The organism is Pseudomonas sp. c313 (assembly GCF_055407145.1).
Genome location: NZ_JBUZRD010000004.1, coordinates 478,299 through 494,886, shown reverse-complemented (window position 1 = coordinate 494,886; position 16,588 = coordinate 478,299). Strand labels below are relative to the sequence as shown.

Sequence of the window (16,588 nt, the reverse complement as noted above, 5' to 3'; positions counted from 1 at the left end):
CAAGGCGACTCCATGAACATCTGCGGCATCGAAATCAAAGGCAGCGAAGCCATCATCGCCGTCGCCTCCCTGGACAGCCAAACACTGAACCACATCGCCCTGGCCACCAAAAAAATCGCCCTCGAAGACGACGATGACGCGGCCAACGTCAAAACCTTTGCCACCCAAGTGGTCGCGTTTATCCACGACAACGGTATCACCCGCATCGCCATCAAGAAGCGCAGCAAGAAAGGCGAATTCGCCGGCGGCCCGACCACCTTCAAGATTGAAGGCATATTTCAGCTGCTGGAAGGCTGCGAGGTGACGTTACTGTCGCCGCAGACTATCAACGCGCAAAACAAGAAACACGATTTCGCCCTGCCAGCGACGCTGAACAAGTATCAGCATGAAGCGTTTAAAGCAGCGTGTTCGGCGCTGGTGAAGAAGTAAGACTGAGCGGTTTTATAGTCAATTATGGTCGTCACTCTAATTGACTATAAATTGCGGTCAAACCACCTCCCGTCGTCGATCCTCTCTCGGACACTTGGCAAATCGCGCCCGGTAACTTCGAGTGAAATACGACGGTGACTCAAAGCCGCAGGCAATGCTCACTTCCAGCACGCTCATGTCCGTTTGGCGCAGCAACTGCCGGGCCTTTTCCAGGCGCAGGCCCAGGTAAAAGTTGCTCGGCGTGTCGTTGAGGTGCAACCGAAACAGCCGCTCCAACTGCCGCCGCGTGACCTTGATCGCCTCCGCCAACGCCAACGTGCTCAGCGGCGGCTCGGTGTGCTGTTCCATCTCACCAATCACCTGCACCAGTTTCTTGTTGTTGATGCCGTAGCGCGTGGCGATCTGCATGCGCTGGTGGTCTTTGCGTGGGCGGATGCGGCCCAGTACGAACTGCTCGGACACCTGGATCGCCAGCTCCGGACCGTGGGCCTGGCTGATCAGGTCGAGCATCAGGTCGATAGAGGCGGTACCGCCCGCCGAGGTGATGCGTCGGCGGTCGATTTCGAACAGTTCCTGAGTCACCGTCAGCTGTGGATAGGACTCCTTGAAGGCGTCGATGGCTTCCCAGTGCAGGGTCAGGCGGTGGCCGTCGAGCAGACCTGCTTCGGCCAGGACAAAACTGCCGGTGTCGATGGCGCCAAGGCTCACGCCGTCGTGGTCGAGACGGCGCAGCCAATATTCCAGGGCGGGCGTGGCGAACTTCAGCGGTTCGAAACCGGCCACCACCAGCAGGGTTGAACCCTTCTTCAGCGGTTCCAGCGCCGCGTCAGCATTGACCGACATGCCGTTGCTCGCCAGCACCGCGCCGCCATCCGCGCTCAGCACATGCCAACGGTACAGCTCACCACGAAAGCGATTGGCCACGCGCAACGGTTCGATGGCAGAAATAAAGCCGATGGCGGAGAAACCCGGCATCAGCAAAAAGTAGAAATCCTGGGACATGGAGCGCTCTCGTAGGACGGGCCGCGTGGGCACTGTGATACCCCAGTTCAATGGGTCATTCAAGCGGACAGGTCGCTGCAGTGCAAGAGCGGGTCGCCGCCGTGCGTTTTGTTTGCCCTCAAGCTGCGTAGCTTAAAACTGCACAACTTAGCTGCACGGCGCACAAAGACGCCGGAACCCACAATAACGACCTGCCGAGGGATGCACCATGAACCGATTGATCAGCCGCTGTGTGCTTACACTCAGCGCCAGCGCCATCTTGAGCACCAACGTCATGGCAGCCGATGAGGCTTCTTGCCAGAACGTGCGCATGGGCGTGGTGAACTGGACCGACGTAATCGCCACCAGCGCCATGACCCAAGTATTGCTCGATGGCCTCGGCTACAAGACCAAACAGACCAGCGCGTCCCAGCAAATCATCTTCGCCGGAATCCGCGATCAGCGCCTGGATATGTTCCTCGGCTACTGGAACCCGCTGATGACCCAGACCATCACCCCGTTTGTCGACGCCAAGCAGGTCAAGGTCCTTGATGCGCCGAGCCTCAAGGACGCCCGCGCCACCCTGGCGGTGCCGACCTACCTGGCCGACAAGGGCCTGAAAACCTTCGCCGATATCGTCAGGTTCGAAAAAGAATTGGGCGGCAAGCTCTATGGCATCGAACCCGGTTCAGGTGCCAACACCCAGATCAAGGCGATGATCGCCAAGAACCAATTTGGCCTGGGCAAATTCCAGCTGGTGGAGTCCAGCGAGGCCGGCATGCTTGCCGCAGTGGATCGCGCCGTGCGTCGCAATGAAGCCGTGGTGTTTTTCGGCTGGGCGCCGCACCCGATGAACGTCAACGTCAAGATGACTTACCTCACCGGCAGCGACGACGCCCTGGGCCCGAACGAGGGCATGGCCACAGTGTGGACCGTCACCTCGCCCACCTACGCCCAACAATGCCCCAACGTTAGCCGTCTGCTGAGCAACCTGACGTACACCGCCGAAGACGAGAGCCGGATGATGCAGCCGTTGCTCGATCACAAGGACGCTTTCGAATCGGCCAAACAGTGGCTCAAGGATCACCCGCAAGACCAGCAGCGCTGGCTGGAAGGGGTGACTACCTTCGACGGCAAACCGGCTGCCGCCAACCTGCAATTGACCAGCAAATAACCTTTTTTGAATCACCGTTTCGCAGCCGCCTTTGGCTGCGAACGGCATCACTACACCTTGAAACCACGCCTATAAATCACGCCTGCAAGGAATCCGTCTCATGAACCACGACGTCATCATCACCTGCGCTCTCACCGGTGCTGGCGACACGACCGCCAGAAGTCCACACGTGCCGGTCACACCCAAACAAATCGCGGCTGCGGCCGTGGAAGCCGCCAAGGCCGGCGCCACCGTCGTGCACTGCCACGTGCGTGATCCGCAAACCGGCAAGTTCAGCCGTGACGTGGCGCTGTACCGCGAAGTGATGGAGCGCATTCGCGAGGCGGACGTCGACATTATCGTCAACCTCACCGCCGGCATGGGCGGCGACCTGGAAATCGGTGGCGGCGAGAACCCCATGGAGTTCGGCCCCAACACTGATCTGGTCGGGCCGCTGACACGTCTGGCCCACGTTGAAGCGCTGCTGCCGGAAATCTGCACCCTGGACTGCGGCACCCTGAACTTCGGCGACGGCGACACCATTTACGTCTCCACCCCCGCGCAGTTGCGGGCTGGCGCCAAACGCATTCAAGAGCTGGGCGTGAAGGCCGAGCTGGAAATCTTCGACACCGGACACCTGTGGTTTGCCAAACAGATGATCAAGGAAGGCTTGCTCGATAACCCGCTGTTCCAGCTGTGCCTGGGCATTCCGTGGGGGGCTCCTGCGGATACCACCACTATGAAAGCCATGGTCGATAACCTGCCGGCTGACGCGGTGTGGGCCGGGTTTGGTATCGGCCGCATGCAGATGCCGATGGCGGCGCAAGCGGTGCTGCTGGGTGGCAACGTGCGGGTCGGCCTGGAAGACAATCTGTGGCTGGACAAAGGCGTGCTGGCCACCAATGGGCAGTTGGTGGAACGCGCCAGCGAGATCCTCAGCCGACTGGGCGCGCGGGTCATGACCCCGGCAGAAGGCCGGATCAAGATGGGTTTGACCAAGCGCGGCTAATCACGATCACAGCCTCATCCTGTAGGCGTCCCCCTCGCGCCTACAGGAATTACCCTCTCTTTAGGAAGTTGCCATGCGCTTTATCACCGAAATCAAAACCTTCGCCGCACTGGGCAGCGGTGTCATCGGCAGCGGCTGGGTATCCCGCGCCTTGGCCCACGGCCTCGATGTAGTGGCCTGGGACCCGGCACCCGGCGCCGAAGCAGCCTTGCGCAAACGCGTCGCCAACGCCTGGGGTGCCCTGGAAAAACAAGGCCTGGCACCCGGTGCGTCCCAGGACCGCCTGCGTTTTGTCGCAACCATTGAAGAGTGCGTCAAAGACGCTGACTTCATCCAGGAAAGCGCCCCGGAACGCCTGGAACTGAAGCTGCAATTACACGCCCAGATCAGCGCGGCGGCCAAGCCCAATGCGTTGATCGGCTCCAGCACTTCAGGGCTGTTGCCCAGCGAGTTTTACGAAGGTTCGACCCATCCTGAGCGTTGTGTGGTCGGCCACCCGTTCAACCCGGTGTACCTGCTGCCGCTGGTGGAAGTGGTAGGCGGCAAGAATACCGCGCCAAAAGCGGTGCAGGCCGCGATCAAGGTGTATGAATCCCTCGGCATGCGCCCGCTGCATGTACGCAAGGAAGTTCCAGGCTTTATCGCCGACCGCCTGCTGGAAGCGCTGTGGCGCGAGGCGCTGCACCTGGTCAACGATGGTGTGGCGACTACCGGCGAAATCGACGATGCAATTCGCTTTGGCGCGGGTTTGCGCTGGTCGTTCATGGGGACTTTCCTGACCTACACGCTGGCGGGTGGCGATGCCGGGATGCGCCACTTCATGGCGCAGTTTGGGCCAGCGTTGCAGTTGCCGTGGACGTATCTGCCCGCCCCGGAATTGACCGACAAGCTGATTGACGATGTGGTCGATGGCACCAGCGAGCAGTTAGGCAAGCACAGCATTTCGGCCCTGGAGCGCTATCGTGATGATTGCCTGTTGGCGGTGTTGGAGGCGGTGAAAACCACCAAAGCCAAGCACGGCATGACCTTCAGTGAGTAACCGATCATCTCCCCTGGAACCGATGCCATGCCCACTCTAACCACCTACACCACAAAAATCCTCCCCGACTGGGTCGACTACAACGGGCACCTGCGCGATGCCTTCTACCTGCTGATTTTCAGCTACGCCACCGACGCGCTGATGGACACCCTGGGCCTGGACAGCGACAACCGCGAAGCCAGCGGCAACTCGCTGTTCACCCTGGAACTACACCTCAACTACCTACACGAAGTGAAGCTGGGCGCCGAGGTTGAAGTTCACACGCAACTGATCGCCCACGACCGCAAGCGCCTGCACCTCTATCACAGCCTCCATCGGGCGGGAGAAGAGCGGGAACTGGCCGGCAACGAACAAATGCTGCTCCACGTCGATCTCGCGGGGCCGCGTTCGGCACCGTTCACTGAGGCGATATTGGACAAGCTGGCGGCCATCACTGGCGAGCAAACCGATCTGGCAAAACCCGCCCTCCTCGGCCGCGTCATTGGCCTGCCACCGGAAAAATAGGGGATCACCATGAACACCGCCGCCGCTGTTGCCGACTTCCGCACTTACCCGCTGATCAGCGCCCTCGCCGATGTGCAGGTGTTGGCCGATCAGGTGCGGGTGCAGTGGGCCGATGGCCGGGGCAGCCCGTTCCATCATCAGTGGCTGCGAGACAACTGCCCGTGTCCGGCCTGCGTGTACAGCGTGACCCGCGAACAGGTGCTGGAGATTGTCGATGTCGACGAGGACCTCACGGCCCTAAGCGCACACATCGAGCAGGGTTTCCTGCGTGTGGAATGGCACGGCGGCCACAGCAGCCGCTTCGATCCCGGCTGGCTGCGGGCCCATGCCTATGACGATGAATCCCGCGCCGAACGCCGGGCCGCCAAGCCAACATCCAAGCTGTGGGACAGCCGCTTTGAACTACCGATTTTTGAATACGCAGCCTTGATGGAAGACCCGAAGGCACTGCTGCAATGGCTGCTGGCCCTGCGCGACAGCGGCCTGACCCAAGTGCGCGACGTACCTGTCGAACCGGGTTCCCTGGCACTTATCGCCAGGCGCATTTCGTTCATCCGCGAGAGTAATTTCGGCGTGCTGTTCAACGTGCAATCCAAGGCCGATGCCGACAGCAATGCCTACACCGCTTTCAACCTGCCGCTGCACAGCGACTTGCCCACCCGCGAGCTGCAACCGGGGCTGCAATTTCTGCATTGCCTGGTCAATGACGCCAACGGTGGCGAGAGTATTTTTGTCGACGGTTTTGCCATTGCTCGCGCCTTGCGAGAAGAAGATCCCGAAGCGTTTCGTGCGCTGTGTGAAATCCCGGTGGAGTTTCGCAACAAGGACCGCCATAGCGACTATCGCCGCCTGGCGCCGATCATTGCGCTGGATGCCCTGGGTGAGGTCGCGGAGATCCGCATGGCCAACTTTCTGCGCGGGCCGTTTGAGACGTCGGTGGAGCAGATGCCATTGCTGTACCGCGCCTATCGACGGTTTATCGCAATGACGCGCGAGGATCGGTTTCGCCTGGTCAAACGATTGAATCCCGGTGAGTTGTGGTGCTTCGATAATCGCCGCACGTTACATGCGCGCAATGCCTTTGACCCGGCTTCGGGGGCGCGGCATTTCCAGGGCTGCTATATCGATCGGGATGAGTTGTTGTCGCGAATCCTGGTGCTGCAGCGATAAGCAAAAAAAGCCCCGATCAAGCCGTGACAGGATCGGGGCAGAGTGCTTTGTGTGAGCTGCGCATCCCGAGGGTGACCAAACCTTCAAGCTGCTTGCTTGAATCCAGTGTGCCCATTCCTTGGGCTGGCGAGTTAGCCGAAAACGACCTGTTCATAGGTGTCACGACCATTCGTGCATTCAGTCCTTGCCGACATCCCGATCGCCTACCAGAATCGACCTCAATCCCCCGCTCCCCTAACAAGGATAAACGTCATGATGCACGCGGATTTGATTGACCAGGACGACCTGCTTGGCCAACTGCGGTCGTTGGGTTTCGAAGTGTCCAGCGGCGCCACCGCCGAGCAGGCCTGCGAATGTGCCGTGCGCGGCTTGAGTGAAACGCGAGCCAAGGCGCTCAAGGGCATGGTCGAGCAGATGTACACCAGCAGCGCGACGATTTTGCCGGCGGTAAGGCAGGCTATCGATAAGCAGCTGTTACCGGCGCTGGTGCAGTTTCGGCAGAACTCCGGCGCCTGAAAATCACTGTCTCTGTAGGAGCGAGCTTGCTCGCGAAAAGCCTGAGGACGACGCGTTCATCCAGGATGCCAGCGTCATCGTTCACGACCTTCGCGAGCAAGCTCGCTCCTACAGTTAGAGCGTTAGAGCCTTACACTCGCGAAAGTCGACTCATTGCGAGCCTGGCTCAACGCCGACAACGGCCCGGACAGCGGTGACAACACCAACGCCTGCGGGATCGGCATCATTGCCACTTGCTGGGTGGTGTTGGAACCGACGCGCTCATCCCGTGGTGGAATGCCGAAGTATTCTCGGTAGCACTTGGAGAAGTGCGGCGTGGAGACAAACCCGCACACCGATGCCACTTCGATGATCGACATCGGCGTTTGCTTGAGCAACTGCCGTGCACGGATCAGGCGCAACTTGAGGTAGTAGCGCGACGGCGAACAGTGCAGGTATTTCTGGAACAACCGCTCCAGCTGACGCCGGGAAACGGCGACATACACCGCCAGTTCATCGAGGTCGATGGGTTCTTCCAGATTGGCCTCCATCAGCGCAACGATTTCCTGCAGTTTCGGTTGATTGGTGCCGAGCATGTGCTTGAGCGGTACACGCTGGTGATCCTGCTCATTGCGGATGCGTTCGTAAACAAACATCTCGGAGATCGCCGCCGACAATTCACGACCGTGGTCGCGGCTGATCAGGTGCAGCATCATGTCCAGCGGCGCAGTGCCGCCGGAGCTGGTGAAGCGGTTGCGGTCCAGCGTGAACAGGCGTGTGCTCATGGCCACGCGTGGGAAAGCTTCCTGCATCGACGCCAGGCATTCCCAGTGCACGCTGCAATCAAAGCCATCCAACAGACCTGCGCAAGCCAAAGCCCAGCTGCCGGTGCACACCGCACCGAGACGGCGCGACTGGCGCGCCTGGCTTTGCAGCCACGACACATGTTCACGGGTGACGGTGCGCTGGATACCCACGCCGCCGCAGACAATGATGGTGTCCAGGGCCGGAGCTTTGTGCATCGAGGCATCGGGGGTGATTTGCAGACCGTCGCTGGCCCACACATGGTTTCCATCGACACTCAAGGTCGTCCAGCGGTACAGCTCGCGGCCGGACAATTGATTGGCCATGCGCAGCGGTTCTACTGCGGAGGCCAGGGAAATCAGCGTGAAATTGTCCAGCAGCAAAAAGCCGATGGATTGAGGCGCACGGTTCTGGGGTTGAGCCCCGGAGTTGAACGACGTCATCGCGGTATCTCCTCACACAAAGCGGATGATGGCCTCAGGCGAGGCTCTTGTTATTGCACTCATCTTCCTCGGGAATATTTCCTGGGAGAGAGGCTTTGAATTGATAGAGCAAATGCCATGCCTAAAGTTGAATGGCCATTCAATAACTCCTGAAAACGACCTGCTGACCTGTCTATATAAGCCCGCGCACGGAGTGGGGGATATGACCCGAAAAAAACGCGATAGGAAGCAGGCTCAAGGGGTGTGAGCAGATCGGTAGCACTTGTGGGAAGCGGAAGAAACGACGTGGGAAAAGTCTGTCACCACAAGCACAGGTGACGGGTGGTCAGCGGCGGATTCGTTCGGGAGCTACTTATCTATTTGCGACGCGCTAAAAGGTGGCGTGACGAGAGGGTGTGCTCAATGTAGGAGCGAGGGGGACGCCTAGTTCTTGCTCGCGAAAAACCTGAGAGCGCCGCGTTCATTCAGGATGGGCGCGTTATCGTTCACGACCTTCGCGAGCAAGCTCGCTCCTACAGTCAACATTCAACGGCACTCACCGCCAACCCACCCCGTGAAGTCTCCTTGTACTTGTCATGCATATCCGCGCCGGTATCACGCATGGTGCGGATCACCCGGTCCAGGGAGATAAAGTGCTGACCATCGCCACGCAAGGCCATCTGCGCCGCATTGATCGCTTTCACCGCCGCAATGGCATTACGCTCGATACACGGCACTTGCACCAGGCCGCCCACCGGGTCGCAGGTCAGGCCCAGATTGTGCTCCAGGCCAATCTCCGCCGCATTGCACAGCTGTTCCGGCGTAGCGCCGAGAATCTCCGCCAGCCCGGCCGCCGCCATGGCGCAGGCTGAGCCGACTTCGCCCTGGCAACCGACTTCGGCGCCGGAGATCGAGGCATTCTTTTTACACAAAATCCCCACCGCCGCCGCGCTGAGGAAGTAGTCCACCACGTTGGCTTCGGTGACCACCTCGCTGAATTTCATAAAGTAGTGCAACACCGCCGGAATGATCCCCGCCGCACCGTTGGTAGGTGCCGTGACCATGCGCCCGCCGGCGGCGTTTTCCTCGTTCACGGCCAGGGCGAACAGGTTGACCCACTCCATGGCGCTCAAGGTCGAGCCGATCACGTTGGGCTTGCCCAGCTCCTGCAAACTGCGGTGCAACCTGGCCGCACGCCGCCGCACGTTCAGGCCGCCGGGGAGGATGCCTTCGTGTTTGAGGCCTTGTTCGACGCAATCTTGCATTGCACGCCAGAGCTTCATCAGGCCACTGCGAATGTCCTCCTCCGAGCGCCAGACCTTTTCGTTGGCCAACATCAATTCGGCGACCCGCAGGTTGTGGGTCTTGCACAAACTCAGCAATTGCACGGCGCTGGAAAAATCATAGGGCAGCTCAGTGCGATCCATGTCTGCCACGCCACTGGCGGCCTGCGCTTGATCCACCACAAAACCGCCGCCCACTGAATAGTAGGTGTCGCGGTGCAGTTCAGTGTCATCAGCGAACACCACCAGGGTCATGGCATTGGGGTGGAACGGCAGGTTTTCATCGATCAGGCGCATGTCCCGCGACCACAGGAACGGCACCGGCAAACGCCCGTCCAGCAGCAAGGTGTTGGTCTCGCGCAGGGTCTCGATGCACAGGCCAATTAGCGACGGATCAATCGCATCCGGCCACTCGCCCATCAGCCCCATGATCACGGCATTGTCGCTGCCGTGACCGATGCCCGTGGCCGATAAAGAGCCGTAGAGCTGAACTTCAACGCGCCGTACCTGTTCCAACAGACCACGTTCACGCAATCCTTGAACGAATAACGCCGCGGCGCGCATGGGGCCGACGGTGTGAGAACTGGAAGGGCCGATGCCGATCTTGAACAGGTCGAAAACGCTAATAGCCATTACCGTGAAACTCCTCGATGAGCACAGGCCAGGCATAGAAAACACCTGGTGACGGAGCTGCTACGCTCAAGCTGCTTTCCGCCGAGATGGGCGCATCATCAAGCTTTTGTTGCCCCGTTCGGCGTCTCACACCGACGTACCCATGCTTACCAGCGCCGCCCCCGTGCGATCACTCGTTTTGACCGTTTTTTTACGGTGCAGATCGACAAAAAGTGCAGTATTGCCTTGGAAAAATTCTGTAAGCGACGTCACCGACACTGGATACGACCATCCCTGTACTGGATACGACGCCCCCTGTAGGCGTCAGATTTTCACTGGTACATGATCAAGTCACGACTCGTTTGCAAGGTACCGTGGCAGAGCTGTGTCGCACGCCCCAACCGCAACACTTATAAAGCGCGGCAAACGCCGCCAGAAAAACACCAGGAGTCCAAACCCATGAAAGGTTCCCCGTCGTTGTTGTTGGCCGCCATGCTGAGTCTGCCCCTTGCGGCACAAGCCGCAGAACCGGCGCAATGCAGTACCGTCAATTTCTCGGATGTCGGCTGGACTGACATCACCGTCACCACCGCCACCACCAGCGTGGTCCTCGAAGCCCTCGGCTACAAAACCCGCACCACGATGATTTCCGTTCCAGTGACCTACAAGTCCCTGGCCGACGGCAAGAACATGGACATTTTCCTCGGCAACTGGATGCCGACCATGGAAAACGACATCAAGCAGTACCGTGATGCCGGCACCGTGGAAACCGTGCGCGCTAACCTGGAAAACGCCAAGTACACCCTGGCGGTGCCCGAGGCGCTGTACAACAAGGGCCTGAAAGACTTCGCCGACATCGTCAAATTCAAGAAAGAACTGGACGGAAAGATCTACGGCATTGAGCCGGGTAACGACGGTAACCGCACCATCCAGAGCCTGATCGACAAAGACGCCTTCGGCTTGAAGACCGCCGGTTTCAAGGTGGTCGAGTCCAGCGAAGCCGGGATGTTGTCCCAGGTAGACCGCGCTCAGCGCCGTGGCACCGATGTGGTGTTCCTGGGCTGGGAGCCGCACCCGATGAACACCCGTTTCAAGATGAAGTACCTCACCGGCGGTGACGATTCCTTCGGCCCCGACTACGGCAAGGCGACCATCTACACCAACACCCGCAAAGGCTACGTCCAGGAATGCAGCAACGTCGGTCAGTTGCTGAAAAACCTGGCGTTCACCCTGGACATGGAAAGTACCCTGATGGGCAATGTCCTGGACGACAAAATGAAACCCGAAGCCGCCGCCAAGGCGTGGTTGAAGAAAAACCCGCAAGTGCTCGACACCTGGCTCGCCGGTGTTACCACCATCGATGGCAAACCAGGTTTGGAGGCCGTAAAAGCCAAGCTCGCCGAGTAACCGCTGACCCCGGGCCGGTACGCTGGCCCGGGATGTTTTCCCTCTTCGCATGTGGACACTCACTACCATGCTGACTGAACAGAAAATCCCCCTTGGCCAGTACATCGCTGCCTTCGTTGAATGGTTGACGCAAAACGGCGCCGACTACTTCGACGCAATCGCATCGACACTGGAAACGATGATCCACGGCGTGACGTTTGCGCTGACCTGGTTCAATCCGCTGGCATTGATCGGTCTGATTGCGCTGCTTGCTCACTTTATTCAACGCAAATGGGGACTGACGGCTTTCGTCATCCTTTCCTTTCTGCTGATCCTCAACCTGGGGTACTGGCAGGAAACCATGGAGACCCTGGCGCAAGTGTTGTTCGCCACCCTGGTCTGCGTGGTCATCGGTGTGCCGCTGGGCATCGTCGCCGCACACAAACCGATGTTCTACACCCTGATGCGGCCGGTACTCGATCTGATGCAGACCGTACCGACCTTCGTCTACCTCATCCCTACCCTGACCCTCTTCGGGCTGGGTGTGGTGCCCGGCCTGATTTCCACGGTGGTGTTCGCGATTGCCGCGCCCATCCGTCTGACCTACCTGGGTATCCGTGATGTCCCGCAAGAGTTGCTGGACGCAGGCAAGGCCTTTGGCTGCTCACGCCGTCAATTGCTCTCGCGTATTGAACTGCCCCACGCCATGCCGAGCATCGCCGCTGGCATTACCCAATGCATCATGCTGTCGTTGTCGATGGTGGTAATCGCCGCCCTGGTGGGCGCCGACGGCCTCGGCAAACCGGTGGTCAACGCACTGAACACCGCCGACATTGCCCTGGGCTTCGAAGCCGGCCTGGCGATCGTGCTGCTGGCGATCATGCTCGACCGTATCTGCAAACAACCCGACGCCAAAGTAGGGGGTGACGCATGAGCATCATTCGCTTTGATCAGGTCGACGTGGTGTTCTCCAAGGACCCCCGTGAAGCCCTGAAACTGCTTGACCAAGGCATGACCCGCGACCAGATCCTGAAAAAAACCGGGCAAATTGTCGGCGTCGAAAAGGCCAGCCTCGACATCGAGAAAGGCGAGATCTGCGTGCTGATGGGCCTGTCCGGCTCCGGCAAGTCGAGCCTGCTGCGTTGCATCAACGGCTTGAATACCGTCAGCCGCGGGCAACTGTTTGTTGAGCATGAAGGCAAACAGATCGACATTGCGTCTTGTACGCCAGCCGAGCTGAAAATGATGCGCACCAAGCGCATCGCCATGGTCTTCCAGAAATTCGCCCTGATGCCGTGGCTGACGGTGCGCGAAAACATCAGCTTCGGCCTGGAGATGCAGGGCCGGCCGGAGAAAGAACGCCGCAAGTTGGTGGACGAGAAGTTGGAGCTGGTGGGCCTGTCTCAGTGGCGCAACAAGAAACCCGATGAGCTGTCCGGCGGCATGCAGCAGCGTGTGGGCCTGGCCCGGGCCCTGGCGATGGACGCCGATATCCTGCTGATGGACGAACCCTTCTCCGCCCTCGACCCGCTGATCCGCCAGGGTTTGCAGGATGAACTGCTGGAGCTGCAACGCAAGCTGAGCAAGACCATCGTATTCGTTAGCCATGACCTGGATGAGGCGCTGAAACTGGGCAGCCGCATCGCGATCATGAAAGACGGTCGGATCATCCAGTACAGCGTGCCGGAAGAGATCGTGCTGAACCCGGCGGATGACTATGTGCGCACCTTCGTCGCCCATACCAACCCGCTGAACGTGCTGTGCGGCCGCAGCCTGATGCGCACGCTGGACAACTGCAAACGGGTCAACAGCTCGGTATGTCTCGATCCTAGCGGCGACTCGTGGCTGGACCTGGCCGAAGGCAACACCATCAAGGGCGCACGCCAGAATGGTTCAGTGCTGAACCTGCAGAACTGGGCGCCTGGGCAAGCGGTGGAGGGGTTGGGTCGGGTACCGACGCTGGTGGATTCCAATATTGGTATGCGCGATGCGTTGCAGATTCGCTATCAGACAGGAAACAAGCTGGTGCTGCAGGACAACGACAAGGTGGTGGGTATTTTGGGTGACAGCGAGCTGTACCACGCGCTGTTAGGCAAGAACCTGGGCTGAAAAAAAGGGATCGCGGTGAGCGATCCCTTTTTGTTTTAGGCAGTTTGATCGTTCCCATGCGGGGGAACGGTCACTGTCTCAACCCTCAGCTATAGACACGGCCAAGGAGCTGGCGATGGCTTTCAAACTGATCGAGCACATCCCGGGTAATTTGTTCCGGGGTGAAGCCCATCAGGTCGTATTCCTGGCTGCCGTTGTGCAAATACACCTCGGCGCGGTAGTAGCGCGTGCGCTCTTCCTCGCCCTGAAGCGACTCACTCGGCGCCGCCAGGTAGCCATCCAGGCTGACCTCGTAGACAAACGGGTTGCCCTCTTCCATCTCGATCCGCACGCCCATGCAGCACTTGGACTTACCGAGCAAAGTCTGCACATCCAGCCCTTGAGCACGCAAGGCCGCCGCCGCTTCTTCCAGCGCTGGCGTCACCTTTTTATCCATAAAGCGCTGCACCACGGCTTGGGTTGGGTGCAGGTCGAGGGCAGTCAAGCGCTCGCTGAAACCATGACGACCACGCTCAGCCAGTTGCGCTTGCTCCAGCTCGATCGCCACGTCCTGGCGCATGGCCTTGTGCAGACCGAACATAAACAGAATCAGCACCACAGAGAACGGCAGGCCGGCCAGCACCACCATGGTTTGCATGGCTTCAAAGTTACCGGCGAACAGCAAACCGATGGTCACCAGGGTGATCACCGACGACCAGAAAATCCGCAGCCAGTGCGGCGCATCTTCGTCAACGTTGCCGCCCTTGCAAGACAGGTTCGCCATCATCACCGCGCCGGAATCCGCCGGGGTCAGGAACAGCACGAAGCCCACAAAAATCGACACACCAATGACAATTTTCGACGCGGGGTAATGCTCAAGCAGTTGGTAGATCGCCATGGACGGTTGCTCCAGGGCAGTTTTGCCCAACTCCACCGCGCCATGGTTAAGCACCAGGTCCAGCGCCGAGTTGCCGAAGATCGACAACCACGCCAGGGTGAAGCCCAGCGGGATCAGCAACACGCCGGCCACCAGTTCACGCACGGTACGACCACGGGAAATACGCGCGATAAACATGCCCACGAATGGTGCCCAGGAAATCCACCAGGCCCAGTAGAACAGGGTCCACAGGCCCATCCAGCGCTCGGACTTCTCGCCATCGCCTTCGTATACATACAAGTCGAAGGTTTTCAGCACGATGCCGTTCAGGTAATCGCCGGTGTTCTGCACCAGGCCATTAAGCAAATGCAGGGTCGGCCCGAACAACAGCACGAAAATCAGCAGGCCGCTGAACAGCACAATATTGAGGTTGGACAGGCGGCGAATACCGTTTTCCACACCCGACACGGCGGCGATGGTCGCCACGGTGCTCATCACGATGATCACGATCAGCAGGTTGGTGTTGTTGTGCTCCATGCCGAACAGGTTTTCCAGCCCCGACGATACTTGCAGCGAGCCAATGCCGAGGTTGGTCACCAGGCCCAGCAAGGTCACGAACATGCCAAAGCCGTCCACCGCGTGACCGGCAGCGCCTTTGACCCAACGCTCGCCCACCAGCGGGTACAGCGCCGAACGCAAGGCCAGCGGCTGGTTATGACGATAGGCAAAGTACGCCACGGCCAGGCCGACCAAGGCATAGATCGCCCAGCCGTGCAGGCCCCAGTGCAGGAAGGTCAACTGCAACGCCTGCCGTGCGGCCGTGCCAGTGGCAGCGGCGCCTTCAGGCGGATTGAAGTAGTGGTCCAACGGCTCCGAAGCACCGAAGTACAACAGCGAGATGCCGATCCCCGAAGAGAACAGCATGCCGGCCCAGGCGCCATAGCTGAAGTCTGGGGTGTCGTCCTTGCTGCCCAGTTTCAACTTGCCGTAGGACGAAAACGCCAGGCCCACCACAAATACCAGGTAGGCGGCGATGACCACCATGTAGTACCAGCCAAAGCTTTTGGACAGCCAGGCCTGGGCTACACCAAGCACCCGGCCGGCCTCTTGCGGGGCGATGATCAAAATGGCCGTCAACAACAGAATCAGCGCGGTAGAGGTGTAGAACACCCAACCGTTGACCCGTACCTTTTCTGGCGGGGTCTTTATAAGAGAGGCAGAACTCATGGCACAGATGCTCCAGGCAGTGCGAGAGAGAAACACAAGGCAGCGCTTTACCCGATCCATCGATTTTTTGGCAGTCGACTGGCGGGTGATATAAAGACACCCCGAAAAACCCTGAACCCCACAAAAGCAACATTGTTGGCTGGCGGCGAAAGCCTTGGGCGAGCTCTTTTCAGTAAAAAAAGCGTCGCGTCATGACCTTAAGCGTCTTGCCCATTCAAACGTTCCGTCTTCGCCAGCTCGCGCTATGCCACGTGGTCGTTTCAGAGGTTTTTTTCAGATGTCTGGTGTCGCGCCTTGTCGGTAAAAAACCGACAGGGCGTGACGATTTGTCGCAGATCTTATTCTTTGTTGATTGAACGTTCAATCAAAACAAAATAGACTGGCCCACAAGCCGACGGACGTTTATCGCTCGTCGGCAGGCCTAAGGAGAGGTGCACGATGCCCAAGGTCGGTATGCAACCCATACGCCGCCAGCAGTTGATCGAGGCCACGTTGACGGCCATCGATCAGGTCGGAATGGGAGATGCCAGCATTGCGCTGATCGCCCGCCTGGCCGGCGTCTCGAATGGCATCATCAGTCACTACTTTCAGGACAAGAATGGCCTGATCGCCGCCACGATGCGGTACCTGATGAACGTCTTGATCGAGAATGTCCACGTTCGTCGGCACGCGTTGAAGGATGACAGCCCACGGGCGCACCTGCAGGTGATCATCGAAGGCAACTTCGACGCCAGCCAGGTCAACGGCCCAGCAATGAAAACCTGGCTGGCCTTCTGGGCCAGCAGCATGCACCACCCGTCTTTGCACAGGTTGCAGCGGATCAACGATCACCGCCTGTATTCCAACCTGTGCTGCCAGTTCCGCCGTGCGATGCCACTGCCCGAGGCACGCAGCGCAGCCCGCGGGCTAGCGGCCCTGATCGACGGTTTGTGGTTGCGCGGCGCACTGTCGGGAGACGCTTTCGACACTGAGCAGGCGCAACGGATCGCTTACGAATATATGGATTTCCAATTGGCCAAGCAGGTGAGTTAGAGCACACATAATCGCTCAACCCCTGAACTGCTGCTGATCGGTGTTGCCAGAACCTTAATGGCCCACCTTTTAGTGGT

Annotated in this window: 15 protein-coding genes and 1 pseudogene; 11 read left to right on the top strand and 5 right to left on the bottom strand. The window is 59.4% G+C overall.

Annotated features, from left to right (window positions below; genetic code table 11):
- Positions 1 to 12: 12 nt before the first annotated feature.
- Entirely contained in the window at positions 13 to 429 is a 417-nt protein-coding gene (locus ACZRKZ_RS15940) for a DUF3010 family protein (RefSeq protein ID WP_463982043.1), read from the top strand.
- Positions 430 to 486: 57 nt separating this feature from the next.
- Here ACZRKZ_RS15940 and ACZRKZ_RS15935 read toward each other — a convergent pair whose 3' ends face one another.
- Complete coding sequence (locus tag ACZRKZ_RS15935) at positions 487 to 1,431, bottom strand: GlxA family transcriptional regulator (protein WP_463967829.1); 945 nt, start codon at positions 1,429 to 1,431, stop codon at positions 487 to 489.
- Between the two features lie 208 nt (positions 1,432 to 1,639).
- On the opposite strand from ACZRKZ_RS15935, the gene choX reads away from it, so the two are divergent.
- From choX to ACZRKZ_RS15905, 6 genes are all read left to right on the top strand, one after another.
- Entirely contained in the window at positions 1,640 to 2,584 is a 945-nt protein-coding gene (choX, locus tag ACZRKZ_RS15930) for a choline ABC transporter substrate-binding protein (protein ID WP_463982042.1), read from the top strand.
- A gap of 100 nt (positions 2,585 to 2,684) precedes the next feature.
- Positions 2,685 to 3,572 (top strand): 3-dehydrocarnitine:acetyl-CoA trimethylamine transferase CdhC, encoded by an 888-nt coding sequence (gene cdhC, locus ACZRKZ_RS15925; RefSeq protein WP_149413410.1) that lies wholly within the window; start codon positions 2,685 to 2,687, stop codon positions 3,570 to 3,572.
- Positions 3,573 to 3,645: 73 nt separating this feature from the next.
- Positions 3,646 to 4,611 carry an L-carnitine dehydrogenase gene (locus tag ACZRKZ_RS15920; protein ID WP_463982041.1) on the top strand — a complete coding sequence of 322 codons (966 nt, stop codon included), beginning with the start codon at positions 3,646 to 3,648 and terminating at the stop codon, positions 4,609 to 4,611.
- A gap of 27 nt (positions 4,612 to 4,638) precedes the next feature.
- A complete protein-coding gene (locus ACZRKZ_RS15915; protein WP_463982040.1) occupies positions 4,639 to 5,115 on the top strand; it encodes a thioesterase family protein in 477 nt (158 codons plus the stop codon).
- 9 nt (positions 5,116 to 5,124) lie between these two features.
- The gene (locus ACZRKZ_RS15910) at positions 5,125 to 6,285 is read left to right on the top strand and encodes a gamma-butyrobetaine dioxygenase (RefSeq protein ID WP_463982039.1); all 1,161 of its coding nucleotides are present in this window, start codon (positions 5,125 to 5,127) and stop codon (positions 6,283 to 6,285) included.
- 252 nt (positions 6,286 to 6,537) lie between these two features.
- Positions 6,538 to 6,801, top strand: coding sequence for a hypothetical protein (locus ACZRKZ_RS15905; RefSeq protein ID WP_463982038.1), 264 nt, complete (start codon positions 6,538 to 6,540; stop codon positions 6,799 to 6,801).
- Positions 6,802 to 6,923: 122 nt separating this feature from the next.
- Here ACZRKZ_RS15905 and gbdR read toward each other — a convergent pair whose 3' ends face one another.
- From gbdR to ACZRKZ_RS15890, 3 genes and pseudogenes are all read right to left on the bottom strand, one after another.
- Positions 6,924 to 8,027 carry a choline metabolism transcriptional regulator GbdR gene (gbdR, locus tag ACZRKZ_RS15900; protein ID WP_133102362.1) on the bottom strand — a complete coding sequence of 368 codons (1,104 nt, stop codon included), beginning with the start codon at positions 8,025 to 8,027 and terminating at the stop codon, positions 6,924 to 6,926.
- Positions 8,028 to 8,456: 429 nt separating this feature from the next.
- Positions 8,457 to 8,552 (bottom strand): annotated as a pseudogene (locus ACZRKZ_RS15895) (outer membrane lipoprotein carrier protein LolA); the annotation flags it as partial.
- On the bottom strand, positions 8,546 to 9,922 hold the full coding sequence (locus tag ACZRKZ_RS15890) for an L-serine ammonia-lyase (protein ID WP_463982037.1): 1,377 nt from the start codon (positions 9,920 to 9,922) through the stop codon (positions 8,546 to 8,548). The gene ACZRKZ_RS15890 and the pseudogene ACZRKZ_RS15895, both read right to left, overlap by 7 nt.
- A 438-nt stretch (positions 9,923 to 10,360) precedes the next feature.
- On the opposite strand from ACZRKZ_RS15890, the gene ACZRKZ_RS15885 reads away from it, so the two are divergent.
- The 3 genes from ACZRKZ_RS15885 to choV all read left to right on the top strand — a co-directional run bounded on the left by ACZRKZ_RS15885 (position 10,361) and on the right by choV (position 13,396).
- The gene (locus ACZRKZ_RS15885) at positions 10,361 to 11,308 is read left to right on the top strand and encodes a choline ABC transporter substrate-binding protein (RefSeq protein WP_149413404.1); all 948 of its coding nucleotides are present in this window, start codon (positions 10,361 to 10,363) and stop codon (positions 11,306 to 11,308) included.
- A 67-nt stretch (positions 11,309 to 11,375) separates the two neighbouring features.
- Positions 11,376 to 12,221: a choline ABC transporter permease subunit gene (gene choW, locus ACZRKZ_RS15880; RefSeq protein ID WP_463982036.1), complete on the top strand. Its 846-nt coding sequence runs from the start codon at positions 11,376 to 11,378 to the stop codon at positions 12,219 to 12,221.
- The gene (gene choV / locus ACZRKZ_RS15875; protein WP_463967823.1) at positions 12,218 to 13,396 is read left to right on the top strand and encodes a choline ABC transporter ATP-binding protein; all 1,179 of its coding nucleotides are present in this window, start codon (positions 12,218 to 12,220) and stop codon (positions 13,394 to 13,396) included. Before choW ends, choV begins: the two co-directional genes overlap by 4 nt.
- A gap of 85 nt (positions 13,397 to 13,481) precedes the next feature.
- Here the strand turns inward: choV and ACZRKZ_RS15870 are convergent, their stop codons facing one another.
- Positions 13,482 to 15,479: a BCCT family transporter gene (locus tag ACZRKZ_RS15870; protein WP_463982035.1), complete on the bottom strand. Its 1,998-nt coding sequence runs from the start codon at positions 15,477 to 15,479 to the stop codon at positions 13,482 to 13,484.
- A 438-nt stretch (positions 15,480 to 15,917) separates the two neighbouring features.
- Between ACZRKZ_RS15870 and betI the strand changes: the two genes are divergently transcribed.
- Positions 15,918 to 16,511, top strand: a complete 594-nt coding sequence (gene betI / locus ACZRKZ_RS15865; protein WP_463967821.1) for a transcriptional regulator BetI — start codon at positions 15,918 to 15,920, stop codon at positions 16,509 to 16,511.
- Positions 16,512 to 16,588: the final 77 nt, after the last annotated feature.

Bases quoted from the DNA above. Each gene is read 5' to 3' on its own strand.
- ACZRKZ_RS15940 (WP_463982043.1), top strand. From the start codon at position 13: ATGAACATCTGCGGCATCGAAATCAAAGGCAGCGAAGCCATCATCGCC.
- ACZRKZ_RS15935 (WP_463967829.1), bottom strand. From the start codon at position 1,431: ATGTCCCAGGATTTCTACTTTTTGCTGATGCCGGGTTTCTCCGCCATC.
- choX (WP_463982042.1), top strand. From the start codon at position 1,640: ATGAACCGATTGATCAGCCGCTGTGTGCTTACACTCAGCGCCAGCGCC.
- cdhC (WP_149413410.1), top strand. From the start codon at position 2,685: ATGAACCACGACGTCATCATCACCTGCGCTCTCACCGGTGCTGGCGAC.
- ACZRKZ_RS15920 (WP_463982041.1), top strand. From the start codon at position 3,646: ATGCGCTTTATCACCGAAATCAAAACCTTCGCCGCACTGGGCAGCGGT.
- ACZRKZ_RS15915 (WP_463982040.1), top strand. From the start codon at position 4,639: ATGCCCACTCTAACCACCTACACCACAAAAATCCTCCCCGACTGGGTC.
- ACZRKZ_RS15910 (WP_463982039.1), top strand. From the start codon at position 5,125: ATGAACACCGCCGCCGCTGTTGCCGACTTCCGCACTTACCCGCTGATC.
- ACZRKZ_RS15905 (WP_463982038.1), top strand. From the start codon at position 6,538: ATGATGCACGCGGATTTGATTGACCAGGACGACCTGCTTGGCCAACTG.
- gbdR (WP_133102362.1), bottom strand. From the start codon at position 8,027: ATGACGTCGTTCAACTCCGGGGCTCAACCCCAGAACCGTGCGCCTCAA.
- ACZRKZ_RS15890 (WP_463982037.1), bottom strand. From the start codon at position 9,922: ATGGCTATTAGCGTTTTCGACCTGTTCAAGATCGGCATCGGCCCTTCC.
- ACZRKZ_RS15885 (WP_149413404.1), top strand. From the start codon at position 10,361: ATGAAAGGTTCCCCGTCGTTGTTGTTGGCCGCCATGCTGAGTCTGCCC.
- choW (WP_463982036.1), top strand. From the start codon at position 11,376: ATGCTGACTGAACAGAAAATCCCCCTTGGCCAGTACATCGCTGCCTTC.
- choV (WP_463967823.1), top strand. From the start codon at position 12,218: ATGAGCATCATTCGCTTTGATCAGGTCGACGTGGTGTTCTCCAAGGAC.
- ACZRKZ_RS15870 (WP_463982035.1), bottom strand. From the start codon at position 15,479: ATGAGTTCTGCCTCTCTTATAAAGACCCCGCCAGAAAAGGTACGGGTC.
- betI (WP_463967821.1), top strand. From the start codon at position 15,918: ATGCCCAAGGTCGGTATGCAACCCATACGCCGCCAGCAGTTGATCGAG.